Origin of the sequence: Thioalkalivibrio sp. AKL17, assembly GCF_000377885.1 — a bacterium.
GTDB classification, from domain to species: domain Bacteria; phylum Pseudomonadota; class Gammaproteobacteria; order Ectothiorhodospirales; family Ectothiorhodospiraceae; genus Thioalkalivibrio; species Thioalkalivibrio halophilus.
In genome coordinates, this window is the sequence record NZ_KB898764.1 from 447,601 (window position 1) to 468,487 (window position 20,887).

Consider the following 20,887-nt stretch of genomic DNA (forward strand, 5'->3'; position numbering starts at 1 on the left):
CCCTCCGGAGAGACGTGATCATGGCCGCAGCACAGCAAAGTCTGCCCGCCGTCGTCAGCGGCGGCATCAAGGATTTCGGCACCATGCCGGCCGGCCGACAGCTGGCCCTGATCGGCATGCTGGCCGGTGCGCTGGCCGTGATTGCGGGGATCGTATTCTGGGCGATGAGCCCCACCTTCGTCCCGCTGTATTCGTCGCTCGACCAGGACGAGGCCGCGGAGGTGGTGACCGCGCTGGACGGGGCCGGCATCCGCTACCGTATTGATACGAATACCGGTCAGATCAAGGTGCCGCGCGGCGATGTGGGTGAAGCCCGCCTGCATCTGGCCGGTGAAGGGCTGCCGCGTTCCGGGGATGTCGGCTTCGAGCTCCTGCAGGAGGACACCGGGATCGGCACCAGCCGGATGATGGAAAGCGCGCGCCATCGCCGGGCGATGGAAGGCGAGCTGGGCCGCACGGTCTCTTCGCTGGACGCGGTCGAGCGTGCCCGCGTGCACATCGCCGAAGGACAGGATTCGGTCTTCGTGCGTGAACGCACCCCGGCGACCGCCTCGGTAACCGTGCACCTGCACGGGGGCCGCTCCCTGAGCGAATCGCAGGTCCGGGCCATCGTCCACATGGTGGCCTCCAGTACCTCGGACCTGTCGCCCGAAAACGTGACCGTGGTCGACCAGCAGGGCCGGCTGCTGACCGAGGACGGAATGGAAGAGGGCGGCATGCGCAGCAGTGGCGACCGTCTGTCGTTCCAGGGCCAGGTGGAGCGCCGCTATGCCGAGGCGATCCGGGACCTGCTGTCGCCGCTCGTGGGCGGCGACCGCGTGCGGGTGCAGGTGTCGGCGGACATCGATTTTTCCGAAATCGAACGTACCGAAGAACTCTACGACCCCGACACGATCGCGCTGCGTTCGGAGCAGATCTCCGAAGATGTTCGCGGGGACGCCGGCGAAGGGCCGATGGGCGTGCCGGGCGCGCTGACCAATCAGCCGCCCGCCGGGGGCGCCGTGGGCGAAGAAGAAGGCGAAGGCGCGGAAAATGGTGAGAATGGGGCGGCCGGTCAGCGCTCGGGGTCCGCGACGCGCAACTACGAGGTGGATCGTCGCATCGCCCACATCCGCGAAATGCCCGGCGGCGTCGAGCGGCTGTCGACCGCCGTGGTGGTCGATTTCCGCGAGGAAGTGGGCGAGGATGGCGAGGTCCAGCGCGTCGCACGCGACGCCGAGGAAATCGAGCGTCTGGAGAACCTGGTCCGCCAGGCGGTGGGCTTCAGCGAGCAGCGCGGGGATTCGATCAACGTGGTCAGTGCTCCGTTCGAGGCGCCGGTGGAGGAAGAAATCGTCGAGGCAGAACGCCCGTTCTGGACCCAGGCCTGGTTCATGGAGCTGGCCAAGCTCATCGGGGCGCTGATGCTGGCCCTGATCATCCTGCTGACCGTGATCCGTCCGGCCCTGAAACATCTGATGAGCGGTGCAACCGCGCGCCCGGCGCAGCAGCCGCAGGCGGAGTCGGACGAGAATCTCGCCCTGACCGACCAGAGCGGGGAATCTGCGGCCGGTGGTGGCGGTCCCAGCGGTGAGGGCTCCGCGGTGGCTTCGCTGACCGGGCCGGAAGAGGATCAGCAGGAGATGGACCTCGAGGCCGTGCGGGGGATGGTGAAGGAAGATCCCAAACGCGTGGCGCAGGTAATGAAGACCTGGTTGAACGAAGATGGCCGATAGCAAGAAGTCCAAACTGGATGGCGCGGAACGGGCGGCCGTGTTCATGATGAGCCTCGGTGAGGATTCCGCCGCCGAGGTCATGCGCCACATGGGGCCCAAGGAGGTCCAGAAGATCGGCGCGGCCATGGCCAACATGGAGCGCATCTCGCGCACCGACGTGAACGCGGTGCTGGAGGACTTCTCCGGGCACGTGCGCGAGCAGACCGCGCTGGGTATCGGCGCCGACGATTACGTGCGCAGCGTGCTGCAGAACGCGCTGGGCGAGGACAAGGCCGAGGGCCTGATCGACCGTATCCTGCTGGGACGCAACTCCAAGGGGATCGATGCCCTGAAGTGGCTGGACCCGCGCGCGATTGCCGACATGCTGCGCAACGAGCACCCGCAGATCGTCGCCATCGTGATGTCGCACGTGGACGCGGATCAGGCCGCCGAGACCCTCAGCTATCTGCCCAAGCGGGTACAGTCCGACGTGGTGATGCGCATCGCGACCCTGGACGGGGTGCAGCCCTCGGCACTGCAGGAGCTGGATGACATCCTCGACCGTCAGCTTTCCGGCAACAACACCGCCAAGACCTCGATGGTCGGCGGGGTGAAGACGGCCGCGGACATCATGAACCTGATGGACGGGTCGCGCGAGGCGGAGATCATGGATACGGTCAGCGAGATGGACCAGGATCTGGCCGGCCGTATCGAGGAGCTGATGTTCGTCTTCGACAACCTGATCGACGTCGACGACCGCGGGATCCAGACCCTGCTGCGGGAGGTGTCCACCGAATCCCTGGTGCTGGCGATGAAGGGTGCCGACGACGACCTGAAAGACAAGATCTTCAGCAACATGTCCAAACGCGCCGCCGAAATGCTGCGCGAGGACCTGGAAGCCAAGGGGCCGGTGCGCGTGTCCGAGGTCGAGGGGGCGCAGAAGGAGATCCTGCAGGTCGCTCGCCGCCTGGCGGAGAACGGTGAGATCGTGCTTGGCGGCAAGGGCGGGGAGCAGATGCTGTGAGCGTGCACGACGCCGGGTCCGCCAGCGCGGCCTCCCTGTGGGAGCCGCCGGAGTTCGACGAGAACGGCAACGAGCCGGAACAGCGGCGCCTGCCCACCGCCGCCGAGATCGAGGCGATCGAGGAAGAGGCGCGCCAGAACGGTTTCGAGCGGGGCTACGCCGAGGGCCATGAACTGGGCAAGCAGGAGGCCGAAAAGGCGGCGCGGGCGCGCGAGGAAAAGAAGCTGCGCGAGGCCGTGGCGGCCCTGGAGTCGGTGGGTCAGGGGCTCAGCGATCCGCTGGCCGATGCCGCGGATTCCCTGGAACCGGAACTCCTGTCGCTGGTGACCGCGCTGGCGCGCCAGGTGATCCGGGTGGAGCTGCAGACTCGTCCGGAGATCATCCGCGAGGTACTGGATGAGGCGATGCGGCAGCTGCCGGGGCGCAATCGCAGCGTGCGGGTCCATCTGAACCCCGAGGACCAGGCCCTGGTCGAGCAATGGGGGTCCGCGCAGGCGGGCGAGATCAGCTGGGTCCCGGACCCGGAACTGGCGCGCGGTGGCTGTCGGGTTGAGGCGGGTGCGTCCGAAGTGGATGCCAGTCTGGAGCGCCGTCTGCGGCAGGCCGTGGAGGCCATCTGGGACGGCCACGCGAACGTGCCGGACACGGATCCGGAGCCGCGCGAGCCGGTCGAGGCCCCCGCGCATGACAGGGCTGCCCCGGAGAAGCGAGAGGAACCCGGGGACGATGCGTCGGCCCGTGATGAGGAGGATCCGGCATGACCGCCAGTATTCGCGATGCCCATACACGCCAGCGCGACGGGCTCACCGCGGGCCTGCGCGAACGGCTGGAGCAGTCGCGCGGGCGGGTCGAACGGGTGGCGGCCCCGCAGTCGCAGGGGATCCTGTCGCGCGTGACCGGTCTGACCCTGGAGGCCGAGGGCCTGCGCCTGCCGCTGGGCGGCCGCGCCCTGATCCATGGCGAACGGGGCGAAACCGTGCCCGCCGAGGTCGTCGGATTCCAGAACGACCGGACGTTCCTGATGCCGGAGGAGGCGGCCGCCGGGCTGGTGCCCGGGGCCCGCATCGAGCCGGTGGACACCCAGCGTTCGGTCCCGGTGGGCAATGGCCTGCTGGGGCGGGTGATCGACGCCCGTGGCGAGCCACTGGACGGCCTCGGGCCGATCCGAACGCATGACCGCGCCACCCTCAACGGACAGCCGATCAACCCGCTGTCGCGCGCCCCGGTGCGCGAGCCTCTGGATACCGGCGTACGCGCGATCAACGCGCTGCTGTCGGTCGGGCGCGGCCAGCGGCTGGGGCTGTTCGCCGGTTCCGGCGTGGGCAAGAGCGTGCTGCTGGGGATGATGACCCGCCACACCAGCGCCGACGTGATCGTGGTCGGGCTGATCGGGGAACGCGGGCGCGAGGTCAACGACTTCATCCACGAGATCCTGGACGAGGAATCCCGCCGGCGTACGGTGGTGGTGGCGGTCCCGGCCGATCAATCGCCGCTGCTGCGCCAGCACGGGGCCTGGGTGGCGACCACGGTGGCGGAACAGTTCCGTGACCAGGGGCTGAACGTGCTGCTGCTGATGGACTCGCTGACCCGCTTCGCCCAGGGCGCGCGCGAGATCGCGATGGCCATCGGCGAACCGCCGGCCTCCAAGGGGTATGCGGCCTCGGTGTTCGCGCGCCTGCCGCAGCTGGTGGAGCGTGCCGGCAATGGTGACGTGGGCGGGGGCTCGATCACCGGATTTTATACGGTGCTGGCCGAGGGGGATGACCCCAACGATCCGATCGTGGACGCTGCGCGCGCGATCCTTGACGGGCATGTAGTGCTCTCGCGCGAGATCGCCGAGACCGGTCGCTACCCGGCCATCGATGTCGGTGCATCGATCTCGCGCGTGATGAGTGCGCTGACGACGCCCGAACACGAGAAAGCGGCACGGCGGTTCCGTGATCTGGCCGCCACCTATCAGCGCAACCGCGACCTGATCTCGGTGGGGGCCTACCGCAAGGGTGCCGATCCACACCTCGACCAGGCCGTGGCGATGCATGACCGGCTGGAGCAGTTCCTGGCGCAGGGCACGACCGAGGCGGTGGATTTTGCCACCGCGCGGGATCAGCTGATCGCACTCACCGGGGGCGGGGCATGAATCCGCAGCGCATCGAACGGCTGTTGCGCATCCGCCAGATCGGCGAGACCGAGGCGACTCGCGAACTGGGCGAACGCATTGCTCAGCTGAACGCCGCCGAGGCCCAGCGCGAGCAGCTGGAAACCTTCCAGCAGGAATACCTGGCGGCCTCCATGCCGCAGGACCCCAACACCCTCAAGTGGCTGGCCGGCATGCGGCAGAAGCTGCGCGAGGCGCTGGAACAGCAGGCCCTGCGCATCCAGGCGGCCGAAAGCCAGGTGGAGACGGCTCGCGAGCAATGGCTGGAACACCATCGCGACTGCATGTCGCTGGAAAAGCTGCTGGAACGCACGCGAGCCGAAGACCAGCGTCATCAGGCCCGGCGGCAGCAGGTGGAGCAGGACATGTGGGCGACCCGCCAGGCCTTCGCACGGGAACCGGAATCCGGTGAACGTACGGTGAACTGGCAGGAATCTTGAAAGGCACGAGTACGCAGCCCCCGCAGGGGCGGACGCGCGCGGTGCGCGCAACAGGCGAGGACGGGACATGATCGCAGCACAGGCATCGGGACAGGGGCTGGGAGCGCTGGCGCAGCTGCTCGACGGCGGCGAGGGTATGGATCGGCTCAAGGAATTGAAAGACAAGGGAAAAGGCGGGGAAGACGGTTTCCTGAAGGCACTCCGCCCGCAGCTGGAAGCGATGCTGGGCGCGCTCGGGGTGGATGATTCCGAGCTGGCCGAGCTGGATCTGGAAGGACTGATCCAGCGGTTCCAGGATCTCCTGCAGGGGCAGGATCTGACCGCTGTGGACGGCATGCAATTGCCGCCCGGCTGGCTCACCGGCGAGGAAAGTGACGGAGAGATCGACGGCCGCGAGCTGCGCAGTCTGCTGGAAGACGGGCCCGAGTCCGGAGCGGCGGGCGACGGCATCCCGGTTTCCCTGATGCGCCTGTTCCTGCAGGCCGGCCCGGAAGGGCAGAACCCGGGGTCGCGGCTGCAGGAACTTGCTCCGGGGGCGCTGACCGGCGGTGGCTCGCGTGAAGGGACCACCGAGGTCCTGGCCCAGTGGCTGACGCAGGCCTCGGAATCGGCGCGCAGCGGCCGTGAGAATGCGCAGGCACTGGCCCAGCCGGCGACCCAGGCCTCCGATGCCGAGGGCGCGCGGGGCGGCGGGATGCGGCTGGATCTGACCCGTCTGCTGCAGACTTCGGGCGATCGCCAGCTTGCGGAGCAGATCCAGATGATGGCGCAGGCCCGTGGCGGGCGCACCGAGATGAAACTGCATCCGCCTCAGCTGGGGGTCCTGGATGTGCGGGTCAGCATGGAGGGGGATCGTGCCAGCGTACAGTTCTTCAGTACCAACCCCGTGACCCGCGAGGTGCTGGAAGCGGCAATGCCGCGCCTGCGTGACAGTCTGGCCGACAGCGGGCTCGAGCTCGCCGATGCCTCGGTGTCGGATGAACCGCCGGAGGATTCCACCGATACGGAGATGGCCGGCGACGGTTACGGCGGCGGGGATGAGCCCGGTGTCGCCACGGGTGCGGATGGCGAAGGGAGCGATGAAGAAGAAGGCCCCGTCGCCCCCGGCAGCACCCTTTCCTTCCTCAACCGTCGGGTGGACCTCTTTGCCTGAGGCCCGTTCCGGCAGACCGCCCGCCAGAATTTCGACGCGTCGCTCGGACGAACAACCGGTTCGTTGACGCATGAATCGGGCGGCGCCTTGACCCCGCGGGGTGTCTTTTCCACTGAAAAGACCACAACCTTCTGTTTCTAAAATAATCTTTGTTCATGGCACCGCGCTTGCTTGGGTTCGGGCAGCGAATCCACGCAACGCGGGTGTGTCATGGCGGAGAAGGAAGTCGAACTCGAGAACAAGGGGGGCGGCGGCAAGAAATGGATGATCATCATCCTCCTGGTCGTCGCCGTTCTGCTCGCCGGCGGCGGAGGCGCGGCCGCCTGGTTTCTGCTGTCTCAGGAGGCTGACGAAACGGCGGAAGATCTGCCGCCCGAGCGCCACTATTCATCGCTCGATCCCATGACGGTGAACATCGATGCCCCGGGAAGCGTGCAGTTCCTGCGCGTGCAGATCGGTCTGGTGTCCACCGACCCGGCGGTCCTGGAAGCCGTGGAGGATCATCTTCCCGTAGTCCGCAACGACATCCTCGGCGTCCTCTCGGATCAGGAATATACCGAGCTGAACACGCGGGAAGGCAAGGAAGCGCTGGCGGAGGACCTGACGGCCACCGTCCGTGCGATCCTGGAGTCGCGCGAAGCGCCCTTCGATCTGGAGCGCGTGGTGTTCACCGAACTGGTCATGCAGTAAGGCGCGCGTCATGGCACAGCAAACCGACATCCTGAGCCAGGACGAGATCGACGCGCTGCTGCACGGCGTCGATGCCGGTGACGTCGAGACCGAGGAGGAAGAGTTCCCCAGCGACGGTCAGGCGCGCGAATTCAACTTTGCTACCCAGGACCGGATCGTGCGCGGGCGCATGCCCACGCTCGAGATGATCAACGAGCGCTTTGCCCGGCATCTGCGCGTGCGGCTGTTCAACATGCTGCGGCGTTCGGCCGAGATCTCGGTCAGCGGCACCCGGCTGACCAAGTTTTCCGAGTACATGCACTCGCTGTTCGTGCCCACCAGCCTGAACCTGGTGCGCGCGCATCCACTGCATGGCACCGGACTGTTCGTGTTCGATCCCAAGCTGGTGTTCATCCTGGTGGACAACTTCTTCGGCGGCGACGGGCGCTTCTACACCCGCATCGAGGGCCGTGACTTCACCCCGATGGAAATGCGGGTGGTGCACAGCATCCTCGAGGGCGCGTTCGAGGACATGACCAAGGCCTGGGAGCCGGTCATGGACATCGACTTCGAGTTCCTCAACTCCGAGGTCAATCCCCAGTTCGCGAACATCGTGAGCCCCACCGAGATCGTGGTGATCAACGAATTCCACATCGAGCTGGATGGCGGCGGCGGCAATCTCCACGTGACGCTGCCGTATTCGATGATCGAACCGATCCGCGAGCAGCTGGATACCGGTATCCAGTCGGATCGCTCCGATGTCGATCAGCGCTGGATGAACGCCCTGCGGGAAGAGGTTCAGGACGCGGACGTGGAGATCGCCTCGGTGCTCACCGAGGCGGAGGTCACCGTGCAGGAGCTGCTGGACATCAAGCCGGGCGACATCATTCCGGTGGACATCCCCGAAGAAGTCACTCTGAAGGTCGAGGATATCCCGCTGCTGCGCGGCAAGTTCGGGGTTTCGAATGGCCAGAACGCGATCAAGATCAACGGTCGCGTACAACGATAGGGAAGAGGACAGGACGATGGCAGACGACGACAAGCGTCCGGATCAGGAAACCGAACAGGGCGACGGCGAGGAGTCGGTGGATCAGGATGCCCTGGCCGATGAATGGGCTGCGGCCCTGGCGGAGCAGGATGACAGCTCCGGGGGCGAGGCGGAGGACCCCGACGCACTGTTGGCCCAGGCGCAGTCCAATTCGCACGAGAGCGATGCGGCCAACGCCGCGTCCACCGGCACCGGCGGCCGCAGCAAGGCGGCTGCCGGGGGCGAAAAGGAACGCAAGCACAAGCCGGATCCCAACGCACAGCCACTGGAACCGGATGAACTGACCGATTCCGGGGGCGGCGAAGAAGAAGACGTGAATCTGGACATGGTGCTGGACGTGCCGGTGACCATCTCCATGGAGATCGGCCGCACCCGCATCCCGATCCGTAACCTTCTGCAGCTCAACCAGGGTTCGGTCGTGGAGCTGGAACGCCTGGCCGGGGAGCCGCTGGACGTGCTGGTCAACGGGACCCTGATCGCGCACGGCGAGGTCGTGGTGGTGAACGAGAAATTCGGGATCCGCCTGACCGACGTGATCAGCCCCAGCGAACGCATCCGGAAGCTGAAATAGTCATGTGCTCGCGTGTTCTTCCCGGATCGCTCTGGCTGCTGGCGCTGCTGCCGGCCGGCGCCCTGGCCGACGAGGACGGCGGCGCAATGAACGCTGCGGCCTACCTGACGCAGCTGATTGGCGGGCTGATGATCGTGATCGTGGCGATCGTGGTGCTGGCCTGGGTGCTCCGGCGCACCCAGGGGAGCGTGGGCCACGGTCGGCAGATGATCGATGTCCAGTCGGTCCGCTCGGTGGGTGCCCGTGAACGGCTGATGCTGGTTCGCGTGGGTGATGAACAGGTGCTGATCGGCGTGGCGCCCTCGGGGATCCGCACGCTGCACACCATGGAGACGCCGGTCGAGGTGCCGGCCGGCGGCGAAGGCCCCGATTTTTCCGGCGTGCTGAAGCGCGCGGTGCGTTCGCGCCGCGCCAGCGGGGGAGGTCAGGAGTCGTGAGTCTGCGGAGCTATTTCCCCTGGCTGCTGCTGGGGCTGTGGCTGCTGCCCGGCCTGGCGGGCGCTCAGGTGGGGCAGGGCATCGAGGCGGTGACCATCACCACGGACGAGGACGGCGGGGAGACCTGGTCGGTGACCCTGCAGATCCTCGTGCTGATGACGCTGCTGACCCTGCTGCCGGCGGCCCTGATCATGATGACCGCCTTCACCCGGATCCTGATCGTGCTGGCGATCCTGCGCCAGGGCCTGGGCACGTCCCAGACACCGTCCAACCAGATCCTGATCGGGCTGGCGTTCTTTCTCACGCTGTTCGTGATGGCGCCGGTGTTCGAAGAGATCCACGAGGTGGCGGTGGAGCCCTACCTGGCCGAGGAGATCGGCACCGAAGAGGCCCTGGAAACGGGTATCCAGCCGCTGCGGGGTTTCATGCTGGAGCAGACCCGCGAAAGCGATCTGCGAATGTTCGCGGAGATCAACGGTATCGACGGCTTCGAGGATCCCGACGACATCCCGCTGTCGCTGCTGGTGCCGTCGTTCGTGACCAGTGAGCTGAAGACGGCGTTCCAGATCGGGTTCCTGATCCTGATCCCGTTCCTGATCATCGATCTGGTGGTGGCCTCGGTGCTGATGTCGATGGGCATGGTGATGCTGTCGCCGCTGATCATCTCGCTGCCGTTCAAGGTGATGCTGTTCGTGCTGGTGGACGGCTGGGCCCTGCTGATGAACACGCTGGCAACCAGCTTTTTTGTTTAGGAGAGGCGGATGACACCCGAAACGGTTGTGGATATCGGGCGCGAGACGCTGATGGTGGTTGTGCTGCTGGCGGCGCCGCCGCTGCTGACGGCGCTGGCCGTGGGCCTGGCGATCGGCATGCTGCAGGCGGCGACCCAGATCCAGGAAATGACCCTGTCATTCATTCCCAAGCTGCTGGCGATGTTCGCCGCGCTGCTGATCAGTGGACACTGGATGCTGTCGCTGGTGATCGAGTTCACCGAGCGCCTGTACGAGAACGCGCCGGGAATGGTGGGCTAGGGGGCCTCGTGGAGATCACCACCGACCAGATGCTGATGTGGGTGGCCGCAGTGATGTGGCCGCTGGCCCGGATTGGCGCGATGCTGGTGGTCATGCCGATCTTCGGCGGCGACCAGCTGAACGCGCGCATGCGCATGGGCCTGGCGCTGGTGCTGGCGGTGGTGGTGGCGATGCAGGAGCCCGCCCTGCCCGAGGTGGATCCGATCAGCCTGGAGGGGGCGATCGTGACCCTGCATCAGGTCCTGATCGGCCTGACCATGGGTTTCATCCTGCAGCTGGTGTTCTCCGCACTGACGCAGGCGGGGGAGGTGGTGGCCCTGTCGATGGGGCTGGGCTTCGCCTCGGTCATGGATCCGGCGCAGGGCATTCAGGTACCGGTGATCTCCACGGTGTTCGTGACCATGGCGACGCTGATCTTTCTCGCCCTGAACGGCCACCTGATCCTGTTCGAACTGCTGCTGGCGAGCTTCGAGACCATGCCGGTTGCGCCGTCCGGACTGGATGCGGAGGCCTTCATGCAGGTGGCGCTGTTCGGCCAGACGATGTTTGCCGGGGCGGTCCTGGTGGCGCTGCCCGCAGTCGCCTCGCTGCTGGTGGTGAACATCTCCATGGGGGTCATCACGCGGGCCTCCCCTCAGCTCAACATCTTCGCCGTCGGCTTCCCGATGATGATCCTGATGGGCTTCGTCCTCCTGCTGCTGATCCTGCCCGGGCTGCCCGAGCGCGTGGGCGAGCTGGCCATGGAAGGTTTCGGACTGATGCAGGTCCTGCTGGGGTTCTGACATGGCGGAGAACGAGAACGGACAGGAAAAAACCGAAGAGCCGACCCAGAAACGGCTCCGCGAGGCGCGCGAGAAGGGTCAGGTCCCGCGCTCGCGGGAGCTGTCGACCTTTCTGGTGCTGATCACCGCCGGTATCTTCATGCTGTTCTTCGGCCCGACCCTGGGCGGACAGCTGGCCAACCAGACCCGGGCCCGTCTGGACTTCGAGCCGGAGCTGGCCCATGACCCGGATCTGTTGCTGCCCTATCTGGCGGATCAGATCTTCCAGACGCTGATGGCGCTGCTGCCGCTGTTCGGGATCCTGATGGTGGCGGCGGTGATGGCGCCCATCCTGATCGGCGGCGCCAATTTCTCCTGGCAGGCGGCGGCGCCCAAGGCGTCGAAGCTGAACCCGATCAAGGGCCTGCAGCGGATATTTTCCTGGCAGGGGCTGATGGAGTTCGGCAAGACCCTCGCCAAGTTCACGCTGGTCGGCACGGTCGCGATGCTGACTCTGTGGACGTTCTCCGACCGTCTGCTGGGGCTGGGCTACGAGCCACTGCACCAGGGTGTGTCGCATGCGGCCCAGATCGCGCTCGGCACCTTCATCGCGGTGTCGGCGGCGCTGATCATCGTGGCGGCGATCGACGCGCCGTTCCAGATGTGGAATCACCAGAAGCAGCTGCGGATGACGCGGCAGGAGCTCAAGGACGAGTACAAGGAGACCGACGGCAAGCCCGAGGTCAAGCAGAAGATCCGCCAGCAACAGCAGGAAATGGCCCAGCGCCGGATGATGGAAGAGGTGCCGAAGGCCGACGTGGTGATCACCAACCCCACGCACTATGCCGTGGCGATCGTCTACGAGGCCTCGAAGATGTCGGCGCCGAAGGTGGTGGCCAAGGGCGTCGACGAGGTCGCGGCGAATATCCGCGAGATCGCCGACGAGCACGACATCATCCGGGTCGAGGCACCGAAGGTGGCGCGCGCACTCTATTTCACCACCGACCTGGACCGGGAGATTCCCGACGGCCTGTTCGTCGCGGTGGCGCGCATCCTCGCCTACGTTTACCAGCTCAAGCGGGCCGACCAGGGCGTGGACATGCCGGACGATCTGCCGGTGCCGGACGAATATCTCGATCCCCACCAGGGACGCCACGGCCGGCGCCGGGAGGATGACGCATGAGCTTCCTCGATCGCCTGAGCGGCATGGGCCGCTGGGGGCTGGGCGCCCCGCTGCTGCTGATCGCGATGCTGTCGATGATGGTGCTGCCGCTGCCGCCGGTGGCGCTGGACGTGCTGTTCACCTTCAACATCGCGCTGTCGCTGGTGGTGATCATGGTCGCGGTGTACACCCCGCGGCCGCTGGAATTCGCGGTGTTTCCCACGGTGCTTCTGGTGGCAACCCTGCTGCGTCTGGCGCTGAACATCGCCTCCACCCGGGTGATCCTGCTGGAAGGGCATACCGGAACGGACGCGGCCGGGCAGGTCATCCAGGCCTTCGGCGACTTCGTGGTCGGCGGCAACTACGCGGTCGGCCTGGTGGTGTTCGCGATCCTGATCATCATCAACTTCGTGGTGGTAACCAAGGGTGCGGGGCGCGTGTCCGAGGTCAGCGCCCGCTTTACCCTGGATTCGATGCCGGGCAAGCAGATGGCGATCGATGCCGACCTCAATGCGGGCCTTCTGACCCAGGAAGAGGCGCGCCGACGGCGTGACGAGATCGCCCAGGAGGCCGACTTCTACGGTTCCATGGACGGGGCCTCGAAGTTCGTGCGCGGGGACGCCATCGCCGGGATTTTGATCCTGTTCGTGAACATCATCGGCGGACTCACCATCGGCGCCCTGCAGCACGGGATGTCCATCGGCGATGCCGCCACCAACTATGTCCTGCTGACCATCGGTGACGGCCTGGTGGCGCAGATCCCGTCGCTGGTGCTGTCCTCGGCCACGGCCATCATCGTGACCCGCGTATCCACCACCCAGGACATGGGCCAGCAGGTCATCGGCCAGATGTTCTCCAACCCGCGCGTGATGTACGTCGTGGGTGGGGTGATCGCGTCGCTGGGCATGGTGCCGGGGATGCCCAATGCGGTGTTCCTGGGCCTGGCTTCGCTGGTCGCCGGCGGCGGTTACCTGATGTCGCGCCGGCGGCACGAGGAGGCAGCCGAGGTGGAGCGTCTGCCGGAGGCCGAGCAGGAACCCTCGCCGGAGAACCGCGAGCTGTCGTGGGACGACGTGCCGCCGGTGGACCTGGTGTCGCTGGAGGTCGGCTACCGCCTGATCCCGCTGGTGGACCGGACCCAGGACGGCCAGCTGATGGGGCGGATCAAGGGCGTACGCCGCAAGCTGTCGCAGGAGCTGGGCTTCCTGCTGCAGCCGGTGCATATCCGCGACAACCTCGAGCTGAGTCCGAACACCTACCGCATCGCCCTTCTGGGCGTGACCGTCGCCGAGGCCGAGGTGTTCCCGGACAAGGAGCTGGCGATCAATCCGGGCGAGGTCTTCGGTGAGGTACCGGGGACGCCGACCAAGGATCCGACGTTCAACCTGGATGCCCTGTGGATCGACCCCGAGAACCGCGAACAGGCGCAGGGGGCCGGCTACACCGTGGTGGACGTGTCCACGGTGATCGCGACCCATCTGTCGCAGGTGTTCCGCGAAAACGCACACCGGCTGATCGGCCACGAGGAGGCCCAGCACCTGCTGGACCAGCTGGCGCAGCGTTCGCCCAAGCTGGTGGAAAACCTGGTGCCGAAGACGCTGTCGCTGAGCGTGATCCTGAAGGTGCTGCAGAACCTGCTGGCCGAGCAGGTCTCCATCCGCGATCTGCGCACGATCGCCGAAACCCTGGCAGAGGAGGGTGCCAAGAGTCAGGATCCCGGCACTTTGACCGCCGCGGTGCGGGTCGCGCTGTCGCGCTCCATCGTCCAGGACCTGGTGGGACCGGAGGAGGAGCTGCCCCTGATCGCCCTCGACCCTTCGTTGGAACAGCTTTTGCATAAGTCTCTGCAGGGCAGCAATGGCGACACCGTCGGACTGGAGCCGGGCCTGGCCGAACGCCTGCAACGATCGGTGGGCGAGGCCGCCCAGCGCCAGGAGGCGGCGGGACAGCCGGCGGTGCTGGTGGTGGCCCCGGAAATCCGCTCCTGGATCGCCGGGTGGCTGCGGGGCGCGGTGCGCAACCTGACCGTGCTCGCATTCACCGAGATCCCGGACAACCGGCGGATCCGGGTGGTGGCCACGGTGGGACAGGATGAAGCAGACAAGAAGTCGGCGTGATGTGCGAACGGGCATGGCCTGAAGCACCAGTCAACGATCGGCGGGAGAGCGAACGATGAATGTCAGACGATACCGGGCACGGGACATGCGCGACGCGATGCGCCAGGTCCGCGAGGAGCAGGGCGAGGACGCCGTAATCCTGTCCAGCCGCCGGGTCGACGGCTGGCTGGAGGTGGTCGCGGCCCTCGATGGCGGCGAGGCGCCCGCCGGAACGGCGGAGGGTGACGGCCGGGGTGCCCCGCGGCAGGACGACGCCGGTAGCGGGGCACGCTCCGCCCGGGAATCGGCGCGACAGGGTGTGCGCGATGAACCGGCCCCGCGCGGTGAGCACCCCCGCGCGCCGGAGCCCGCGGCGGCTTCCGCCGGCGGGGGGTCGGGTGCCGGGTCCCGGCAGCGACCGGCCCCGCAGTGGCCCACCGACCCCGAGGTGTCCGCGATGCGTCAGGAACTGCGGGATCTGCGCAGTCTGCTGACGCGGCAGTACGAAGAGAACGAGCAGGCCCGCTGGGCGGCGCGGCATCCACTGGCGGCCGAATGCAAGGCGCGGCTGATGGATCTGGGCTTCCGCGAGCCGCTGGCGCGCAGCCTGGCCGGCAGCATCCTCGACGATCACACCTCGGAGGAGGCATGGGAGCGCCTGCGGGCGCGCCTGTCGGGTGCCATCGTGACCGCGCGCGCCTCCATCCTCGACGAGGGCGGGGTGCTCGCGCTGGAGGGACCGACGGGGGTCGGCAAAACCACCACCATTGCACGGATTGCACTGCGCCAGATCCGCCGCATGGGGCCGGATTCGGTCACCCTGGTCACCATGGACGCCCAGCGCATCGGCGCGACGCGGCAGTTGCAGGCCTTCGGCCAGATGGCGGGAACCGCGGTGTGTGTGGTGGAAACCGAGGCCGAGCTGCGCGAGATGGCGCGGCGCTCGGCGGGCAGCGGGCACCTGATCCTGGTGGATACCGCCGGGCAGTCGCCGCGTACCGCTCCGCGGGAACCCCTGCTGACGGACATGCCTGCGGACGTGCGCGCGGAGACCTGGCTGGTGATCGCGGCCACTACCCAGGGCATGGCCCTGCGCCGGGTGCTGGAGGCTTTCGCCCCCACGGAACCCTCGGCCCTGGTACTGACCAAGCTGGACGAGGCGGAACAGCTGGGCGAGGTGCTTTCGGTACTGCTGGACCAGCCGCTGGGTGTTGCGTTCATGAGCGACGGCCAGCGCATCGCCGAGGATTTCCATCGCGTGGATACCGGACATCTGACCCGCCTGGCGCTGCAGGAAGAACCCGAGCACGGGGCGGCCGATGCCTGGGTCGACGAGGCGATGCAGGCCTGGCGGCGGCGCCAGGCGACGGAACGCGAGGCCCGGCGACCGCGATCCGCGGACGAGCCGGCCGCGGGCGAGGAGCCCGCGCCGCTCGAAATGATTCAACCGGTGCTGAAGGGACATCATGTCACACAACACTAAGCCCCTGAAGGTGGTCGCGGTGGCCTCGGGCAAGGGCGGGGTCGGCAAGACCAATGTCTCGGTCAACCTGTCGGTCGGACTGGCCCGACTGGGACGCGAGGTCATGCTGTTCGATGCGGACCTGGGGCTCGCAAACGTCGATGTGCTGCTGGGCCTGCGTCCGCAGCGGACGCTGCACGACCTGGTGACCGGGGACGTCGAGGATCTGGAAGACGTGATCATCGAGGGCCCGGAGGGAATCCGCGTGGTGCCTTCCGCGTCCGGGATCGCGACCATGGCCAACCTGAGCCGGCCGGAACATCACGGCCTGATCCAGGCCTTCAGCATGTATACGCGACCGCTGGACGTGCTGGTGGTGGATACCGCGGCCGGGTTGCAGGAGTCGGTGACCAGTTTCTGTCAGGCCGTGCAGGAGACCCTGGTGGTGGTCACCGACGAGCCGGCATCGATGACCGACGCCTATGCGCTGATCAAGGTCCTGCATCGGGATCATGGCGTGAACCGGTTCCGCGTGGTCGCGAACATGGTGCAGGGCCGTGCCGGGGCGGAACGCGTGATGCAGAAGCTGCAGGCGGTTTGTTCCACCTATCTGCCGGAGGTCATACTGGATCTGGTGGGCGTGATTCCGCTGGATGATGCCCTGCGCCAGGCGGTGCAGAAACGGGCGCCGGTGGTGCAGCAGTCCCCGGGCAGCCCGGCGGGACGGGCGTTCCTCGAGCTCGCGCGCAAGGTCGACGGCTGGCCGGTGGCCCGCGGCGCCAGCGGGGGGGTTGGATTCTTCGTCGAGAGGATGCTGCAAAGCGCATGAACACGCCAAAGAACAGACTTTCGGGATACGCCCGGGCGGGGACCGGGGGACCGGATCAGCTGGTCGCGGACCACGTCGAGCTGGTGAATCGGATCGCCCATCACCTGATGGCCCGGCTGCCGGCCTCGGTGCAGGTGGATGACCTGGTGCAGGCAGGCATGGTGGGGCTGATCGAGGCCGCGCGGCAGTTCGAAGGCGGCCAGGGGGCGACCTTCGCCACCTACGCCGGGATCCGCATCCGCGGGGCGATGATCGACGAGCTGCGTCGCAGCGACTGGACGCCGCGCTCGGTGCACCGCAACAGCCGGCGGATCTCCGAGGCGATGCAGACGGTGGAGGCCCGCGAGGGCCGCGCCGCTCGCGCTCCGGAGATCGCCGAGGAGCTGGGCGTCCCGGTGGAAACCTACTACCAGATGCTGGATGATCATGCCGGTGCCCATCTGTTCGCGCTGGACGAGGTGGGCGGCCCGGAGGGCGAGGCGGATCGCGTGCTGGAAGGGCAGGAGCAGTCCCCGTCGCGGCGCATCGAGGCCGGGGAGTTCCGCGAGGAACTGGCCGGCGCACTGGGCGATCTGCCCGAGCGCGAACGACTGGTGCTCAACCTGTACTACACCGAAGAACTCAACCTGCGCGAGATCGGTGCGGTGCTGGACGTGACCGAATCGCGCGTCAGCCAGATCCGCAGCCAGGCGGTGCACCGTCTGCGGGCGCGTCTGGGCTCGTGGCTCGAAGACGTCGAGTCCCTGCAGATATTCTAAGGTTCAAACACATTCCCGGAGCGAACTGTGGACAAGGGTATGAAAATCCTGATCGTGGACGACTTCTCCACGATGCGGCGCATCATCAAGAATCTCCTGCGGGATCTTGGCTTCAACAACACCATGGAGGCCGACGACGGGAGCACCGCCCTGCCGATGCTGCAGAACGGCGACTTCGATTTTCTGATCACCGACTGGAACATGCCCAACATGCCGGGCATCGACCTCCTGCGCGAGGTGCGCAAGGACGAGCGGCTGAAATCGTTGCCGGTGCTGATGGTCACGGCCGAAGCCAAGCGCGATCAGATCGTGGAGGCGGCAGAGGCCGGCGTGAACGGTTACATTGTGAAGCCCTTCACGGCCGAGACGCTCAAGGAGAAGATCGAAAAGATCTTCGAACGTATTGAAGCTCAAGGCTGAATACCGCGACCGGCTGACACGGCAAGAGAGACCCGATGACCGAACAAGAGAATGCCTCCGGGGAAGACCGGCTCGCGCTGGCGCGGGAGCTGGTGGGCGCTCTGGAAGGCGGTGACGAGGAGGCTTCGCGCCGCCTGATCCAGGAGCTCGCGCGGCCTTACGAGCGCGAACTGTTCGACGAACTGGGCAAACTGACCCGCGAACTGCACGAGGCCCTGGAGAGCTTCCGGGGCGATTCGCGTCTGGTCGAGCTGGCGCAGGACGAGATTCCGGATGCACGCGAGCGTCTGAGTTACGTGGTGACCCAGACCGAACAGGCCACGCACGAAACCCTGAATGCGGTGGAATCGTCCCTGCCGATTGCCGAGGCGTTCGCCGGGCGTGCCGCGGAACTCACCGAGAAATGGACCCGGTTCCGCAACCGCGAACTGTCGGTGGAGGAATTCCGCGAGTTCGCGCGCGAACTCGATGCGTTTTTCGAACAGACCGGCAAGGACACCGAAGAACTGCGCCGGTTGCTGTCGCAGGTCCTGATGGCACAGAGCTACCAGGATCTCACCGGGCAGGTGATCCGGCGGGTCATCCGTCTGGTCACGGACCTGGAGGAAAGCCTGGTCTCGCTGATCCGCCTGTCTTCCGGGCGCCTGGAGAAGGATGCCCGGGCGGCGGCCGAACAGGCCCCGGAGGCGGAAGAAACCGCACGCGAGGAGGACCGCCGCGGGCATGGACCCGCGGTGCCCCACACTCAAGATTCCGGCACGGATGTCGTTCAAGGACAGGACGAGGTGGACGATCTGCTGTCGAGCCTGGGGTTCTAGGGTCCGTCCCGGGATCCCCTTGCACCGGCAGCCATCTGCCGACGATTCGAGTCACCGGAACGGAGAGACCGCATGGCCATCGACCCCAACGACGAAATCCTCCAGGACTTCCTGATCGAGGCGGGGGAGCTGCTGGAAGGCCTGAACGAACAGCTGATCGACCTGGAACAGCATCCGGACGATACCGATCTGCTGAATGCGGTCTTCCGCAGTTTCCATACCATCAAGGGCGGGGCCGGTTTTCTCGGGCTGGACCCGCTGGTGACGGTCTGCCACAACGCCGAAGACGTTTTCAACCTGCTGCGCAATCACGAACGTCAGGTGGACGGTCATCTGATGGACACGATGCTGCGGGTCCTGGACTCGCTCAACGTGATGTTCGGCGAGCTGCGCGACGGCCAGGAGCCGACGCCGGCGCCCGAAGATCTGGTCGACACCCTGCGAAGCATGGCGCGCAACGAAACGGTCCCCGCCGCCGGCGGCGGGGACGAAGCCGCCCCGGTCGCGGAAGAAACGCCGGACGCGGCTCCGGCCGGGGAGGCAGCACCGGGATCGGCCGACGACTGGCCGGAGGAGGCGCTGGAGGAAGCGGCCGAACCGCCGTCCGCGCCGGAGCCGGCAGCGGATGACGCGCCGGGCGATGACGAAGTCCGCGTGGGTGCCGGGGACGAGATCACCGACGACGAGTTCGAGGCCCTGCTGGACAGCCTGCACGGAGACCAGCCACCGAAACCGGTGGATCCGGGCACGGCAGCGGAGGCGGCCCCGGAGGTCGCGGCTGCGGATGGCGGTGACGCGGGTGGGGGCGACGACGAGATCACCGACGATGAGTTCGAGAGCCTGCTCGACGAACTGCAGGCGAAAGGAGCCGGCCCACCCACCACGCCGGCCGAACCGGCCGAGCCGGGCCCGTCCGCCGCTGCGGAACCGGTTCCGGAAGGTTCGGCGTCCGCCGCCGGGGCCGGCGGCACCGAACACGCGGACACCGCGCCTGCCGCAGAGCCGGCGGCAGCCTCGCCCGGAGGCACGGGCGGGAAGGAACAGAAGGCGGAAAGTTCCGGTCCGGCGCCCACGTCCGGCGGTGGGCGCGGCGGTGCTTCCGGCGGGGGTGCCGGGGGCGGCGGCCAGGGCGGTGGCGGAAATCAGGGCGAGACTTCGGTGCGCGTGGATACCGAGCGCCTCGACGAGATCATGAATCTTGTGGGCGAGCTGGTGCTGGTGCGCAACCGGCTGAGCATGCTGCGCTCCGAGCACGTGGACGATGAACTGGGCAAGGCGATCAGTTCGCTGGCGCTGGTGACCTCCGACCTCCAGGCCTCGGTAATGAAGACCCGCATGCAGCCGGTGAAGAAGGTCTTCAACCGTTTCCCTCGCGTGATCCGCGATCTCTCCCGGAATCTGGGCAAGGAAATCGATCTGGAGATCTTTGGCGAGGAGACCGACCTCGACAAGAACCTGGTCGAGGCCCTGTCGGACCCGATGGTGCATCTGGTGCGCAATGCGGTGGACCACGGGATCGAGATGCCCGACGAGCGCGAGGCAGCCGGCAAGCCGCGGCGCGGCACGGTGGTCCTCGGGGCCGCCCAGGAGGGCGACCATATCGCCCTGATCATCAAGGACGACGGACGTGGCATGGATCCGGATGCGCTACGCCGCAAGGCGGTGGAAAAGGAGCTGATGGAGCCCGCGATGGCCGAGCGCATGACCGACCGCGAGGCCTTCAACGTGATCTTCATGGCCGGCTTTTCGACCAAGGCCGAGATCTCGGATGTCTCCGGCCGGGGCGTGGGCATGGACGTGGTCAAGACCAGCCTGAACCAGCTCAACGGCACCGTGGAGATCGAATCGGAGGTCGGCGTCGGCACGACGTTGCGGGTGAAGCTGCCGCTGACCCTGGCGATCCTGCCGGCGCTGATGGTGATCCTGGGCGAACGCCGTTTCGCGATCCCGCTGGCGGCGGTCTCCGAGATCCTCGATCTGGACCTCACCCAGACCCATTACGTGGACGAGCAGGAAGTCATTGTGGTGCGCAACCAGACCCTGCCGATCCATTATCTGTCGCGCTGGGCGAAGCCCGGCGTGGAACCGGAACCCCGCGAGAACGCCCATGTGGTCGTGGTCCATGCGGCCGACCGCAAGGTCGGCCTGGTGGTCGACGGTCTGGTGGGGCAGGAAGAAGTTGTCATCAAGCCTCTGGGCCAGAATCTTCAGGGGGTCAAGGGCCTGGCGGGCGCTACCATTACCGGCGATGGTGGCATTGCACTCATTCTGGATGTCTCGGACCTGGTCACCCTGCTGGTGAATCAGGTACCGGGCAGCGGGCGCGCGCGCCGGGCCGCCCGACGAGCTGAGGGCTGAG

General features: G+C 67.0%; 21 protein-coding genes. All 21 read left to right on the forward strand.

Annotation, left to right across the window (positions count from 1 at the left end; genetic code table 11):
* The first annotated feature begins 20 nt into the window (after window positions 1–20).
* Entirely contained in the window at window positions 21–1,715 is a 1,695-nt protein-coding gene (fliF, locus tag D577_RS0102040) for a flagellar basal-body MS-ring/collar protein FliF (protein WP_026288860.1), read from the forward strand.
* Window positions 1,705–2,718: a flagellar motor switch protein FliG gene (fliG, locus tag D577_RS0102045; RefSeq protein ID WP_018945934.1), complete on the forward strand. Its 1,014-nt coding sequence runs from the start codon at window positions 1,705–1,707 to the stop codon at window positions 2,716–2,718. Before fliF ends, fliG begins: the two co-directional genes overlap by 11 nt.
* A complete protein-coding gene (locus D577_RS0102050) occupies window positions 2,715–3,479 on the forward strand; it encodes a FliH/SctL family protein (RefSeq protein ID WP_018945935.1) in 765 nt (254 codons plus the stop codon). Before fliG ends, D577_RS0102050 begins: the two co-directional genes overlap by 4 nt.
* Window positions 3,476–4,855 carry a FliI/YscN family ATPase gene (locus tag D577_RS0102055; RefSeq protein ID WP_018945936.1) on the forward strand — a complete coding sequence of 460 codons (1,380 nt, stop codon included), beginning with the start codon at window positions 3,476–3,478 and terminating at the stop codon, window positions 4,853–4,855. The genes D577_RS0102050 and D577_RS0102055 overlap by 4 nt, the downstream gene beginning before the upstream one ends.
* The gene (gene fliJ / locus D577_RS0102060; RefSeq protein WP_018945937.1) at window positions 4,852–5,313 is read left to right on the forward strand and encodes a flagellar export protein FliJ; all 462 of its coding nucleotides are present in this window, start codon (window positions 4,852–4,854) and stop codon (window positions 5,311–5,313) included. The genes D577_RS0102055 and fliJ overlap by 4 nt, the downstream gene beginning before the upstream one ends.
* A gap of 67 nt (window positions 5,314–5,380) precedes the next feature.
* Window positions 5,381–6,466 (forward strand): flagellar hook-length control protein FliK, encoded by a 1,086-nt coding sequence (locus D577_RS0102065; RefSeq protein WP_018945938.1) that lies wholly within the window; start codon window positions 5,381–5,383, stop codon window positions 6,464–6,466.
* Window positions 6,467–6,676: 210 nt separating this feature from the next.
* On the forward strand, window positions 6,677–7,156 hold the full coding sequence (fliL, locus tag D577_RS0102070; RefSeq protein WP_018945939.1) for a flagellar basal body-associated protein FliL: 480 nt from the start codon (window positions 6,677–6,679) through the stop codon (window positions 7,154–7,156).
* Between the two features lie 10 nt (window positions 7,157–7,166).
* Window positions 7,167–8,144, forward strand: coding sequence for a flagellar motor switch protein FliM (fliM, locus tag D577_RS0102075; protein ID WP_018945940.1), 978 nt, complete (start codon window positions 7,167–7,169; stop codon window positions 8,142–8,144).
* Window positions 8,145–8,160: 16 nt separating this feature from the next.
* Window positions 8,161–8,754, forward strand: coding sequence for a flagellar motor switch protein FliN (gene fliN / locus D577_RS0102080; protein WP_018945941.1), 594 nt, complete (start codon window positions 8,161–8,163; stop codon window positions 8,752–8,754).
* A gap of 2 nt (window positions 8,755–8,756) precedes the next feature.
* On the forward strand, window positions 8,757–9,191 hold the full coding sequence (gene fliO / locus D577_RS0102085; protein WP_018945942.1) for a flagellar biosynthetic protein FliO: 435 nt from the start codon (window positions 8,757–8,759) through the stop codon (window positions 9,189–9,191).
* Window positions 9,188–9,943 carry a flagellar type III secretion system pore protein FliP gene (gene fliP / locus D577_RS0102090; RefSeq protein WP_018869481.1) on the forward strand — a complete coding sequence of 252 codons (756 nt, stop codon included), beginning with the start codon at window positions 9,188–9,190 and terminating at the stop codon, window positions 9,941–9,943. The genes fliO and fliP overlap by 4 nt, the downstream gene beginning before the upstream one ends.
* 9 nt (window positions 9,944–9,952) lie before the next feature.
* Window positions 9,953–10,222, forward strand: a complete 270-nt coding sequence (gene fliQ / locus D577_RS0102095) for a flagellar biosynthesis protein FliQ (protein WP_018869480.1) — start codon at window positions 9,953–9,955, stop codon at window positions 10,220–10,222.
* 29 nt (window positions 10,223–10,251) lie between these two features.
* Window positions 10,252–11,004 carry a flagellar biosynthetic protein FliR gene (gene fliR / locus D577_RS0102100; protein WP_371180221.1) on the forward strand — a complete coding sequence of 251 codons (753 nt, stop codon included), beginning with the start codon at window positions 10,252–10,254 and terminating at the stop codon, window positions 11,002–11,004.
* Between the two features lies 1 nt (window position 11,005).
* Window positions 11,006–12,166 (forward strand): flagellar biosynthesis protein FlhB, encoded by a 1,161-nt coding sequence (flhB, locus tag D577_RS0102105; protein WP_018945944.1) that lies wholly within the window; start codon window positions 11,006–11,008, stop codon window positions 12,164–12,166.
* Window positions 12,163–14,262 (forward strand): flagellar biosynthesis protein FlhA, encoded by a 2,100-nt coding sequence (gene flhA / locus D577_RS0102110; protein WP_018945945.1) that lies wholly within the window; start codon window positions 12,163–12,165, stop codon window positions 14,260–14,262. Before flhB ends, flhA begins: the two co-directional genes overlap by 4 nt.
* A 55-nt stretch (window positions 14,263–14,317) precedes the next feature.
* Entirely contained in the window at window positions 14,318–15,724 is a 1,407-nt protein-coding gene (gene flhF, locus D577_RS0102115; RefSeq protein WP_081618793.1) for a flagellar biosynthesis protein FlhF, read from the forward strand.
* Window positions 15,708–16,532: a MinD/ParA family protein gene (locus D577_RS0102120; RefSeq protein ID WP_019570004.1), complete on the forward strand. Its 825-nt coding sequence runs from the start codon at window positions 15,708–15,710 to the stop codon at window positions 16,530–16,532. Before flhF ends, D577_RS0102120 begins: the two co-directional genes overlap by 17 nt.
* Window positions 16,529–17,290, forward strand: a complete 762-nt coding sequence (locus tag D577_RS0102125) for an RNA polymerase sigma factor FliA (RefSeq protein WP_018945948.1) — start codon at window positions 16,529–16,531, stop codon at window positions 17,288–17,290. Before D577_RS0102120 ends, D577_RS0102125 begins: the two co-directional genes overlap by 4 nt.
* A 39-nt stretch (window positions 17,291–17,329) precedes the next feature.
* Window positions 17,330–17,710: a chemotaxis response regulator CheY gene (locus tag D577_RS0102130; RefSeq protein WP_018945949.1), complete on the forward strand. Its 381-nt coding sequence runs from the start codon at window positions 17,330–17,332 to the stop codon at window positions 17,708–17,710.
* A gap of 35 nt (window positions 17,711–17,745) precedes the next feature.
* Window positions 17,746–18,528, forward strand: a complete 783-nt coding sequence (locus D577_RS0102135) for a protein phosphatase CheZ (RefSeq protein WP_018945950.1) — start codon at window positions 17,746–17,748, stop codon at window positions 18,526–18,528.
* A gap of 72 nt (window positions 18,529–18,600) precedes the next feature.
* Window positions 18,601–20,886 (forward strand): chemotaxis protein CheA, encoded by a 2,286-nt coding sequence (locus D577_RS0102140; RefSeq protein ID WP_018945951.1) that lies wholly within the window; start codon window positions 18,601–18,603, stop codon window positions 20,884–20,886.
* Window position 20,887 lies beyond the last annotated feature (1 nt).

Bases quoted from the DNA above. Each gene is read 5' to 3' on its own strand.
- fliF (WP_026288860.1), top strand. From the start codon at position 21: ATGGCCGCAGCACAGCAAAGTCTGCCCGCCGTCGTCAGCGGCGGCATC.
- fliG (WP_018945934.1), top strand. From the start codon at position 1,705: ATGGCCGATAGCAAGAAGTCCAAACTGGATGGCGCGGAACGGGCGGCC.
- D577_RS0102055 (WP_018945936.1), top strand. From the start codon at position 3,476: ATGACCGCCAGTATTCGCGATGCCCATACACGCCAGCGCGACGGGCTC.
- fliJ (WP_018945937.1), top strand. From the start codon at position 4,852: ATGAATCCGCAGCGCATCGAACGGCTGTTGCGCATCCGCCAGATCGGC.
- D577_RS0102065 (WP_018945938.1), top strand. From the start codon at position 5,381: ATGATCGCAGCACAGGCATCGGGACAGGGGCTGGGAGCGCTGGCGCAG.
- fliL (WP_018945939.1), top strand. From the start codon at position 6,677: ATGGCGGAGAAGGAAGTCGAACTCGAGAACAAGGGGGGCGGCGGCAAG.
- fliM (WP_018945940.1), top strand. From the start codon at position 7,167: ATGGCACAGCAAACCGACATCCTGAGCCAGGACGAGATCGACGCGCTG.
- fliN (WP_018945941.1), top strand. From the start codon at position 8,161: ATGGCAGACGACGACAAGCGTCCGGATCAGGAAACCGAACAGGGCGAC.
- fliO (WP_018945942.1), top strand. From the start codon at position 8,757: ATGTGCTCGCGTGTTCTTCCCGGATCGCTCTGGCTGCTGGCGCTGCTG.
- fliQ (WP_018869480.1), top strand. From the start codon at position 9,953: ATGACACCCGAAACGGTTGTGGATATCGGGCGCGAGACGCTGATGGTG.
- fliR (WP_371180221.1), top strand. From the start codon at position 10,252: ATGCTGATGTGGGTGGCCGCAGTGATGTGGCCGCTGGCCCGGATTGGC.
- flhB (WP_018945944.1), top strand. From the start codon at position 11,006: ATGGCGGAGAACGAGAACGGACAGGAAAAAACCGAAGAGCCGACCCAG.
- flhA (WP_018945945.1), top strand. From the start codon at position 12,163: ATGAGCTTCCTCGATCGCCTGAGCGGCATGGGCCGCTGGGGGCTGGGC.
- flhF (WP_081618793.1), top strand. From the start codon at position 14,318: ATGAATGTCAGACGATACCGGGCACGGGACATGCGCGACGCGATGCGC.
- D577_RS0102120 (WP_019570004.1), top strand. From the start codon at position 15,708: ATGTCACACAACACTAAGCCCCTGAAGGTGGTCGCGGTGGCCTCGGGC.
- D577_RS0102125 (WP_018945948.1), top strand. From the start codon at position 16,529: ATGAACACGCCAAAGAACAGACTTTCGGGATACGCCCGGGCGGGGACC.
- D577_RS0102130 (WP_018945949.1), top strand. From the start codon at position 17,330: ATGAAAATCCTGATCGTGGACGACTTCTCCACGATGCGGCGCATCATC.
- D577_RS0102135 (WP_018945950.1), top strand. From the start codon at position 17,746: ATGACCGAACAAGAGAATGCCTCCGGGGAAGACCGGCTCGCGCTGGCG.
- D577_RS0102140 (WP_018945951.1), top strand. From the start codon at position 18,601: ATGGCCATCGACCCCAACGACGAAATCCTCCAGGACTTCCTGATCGAG.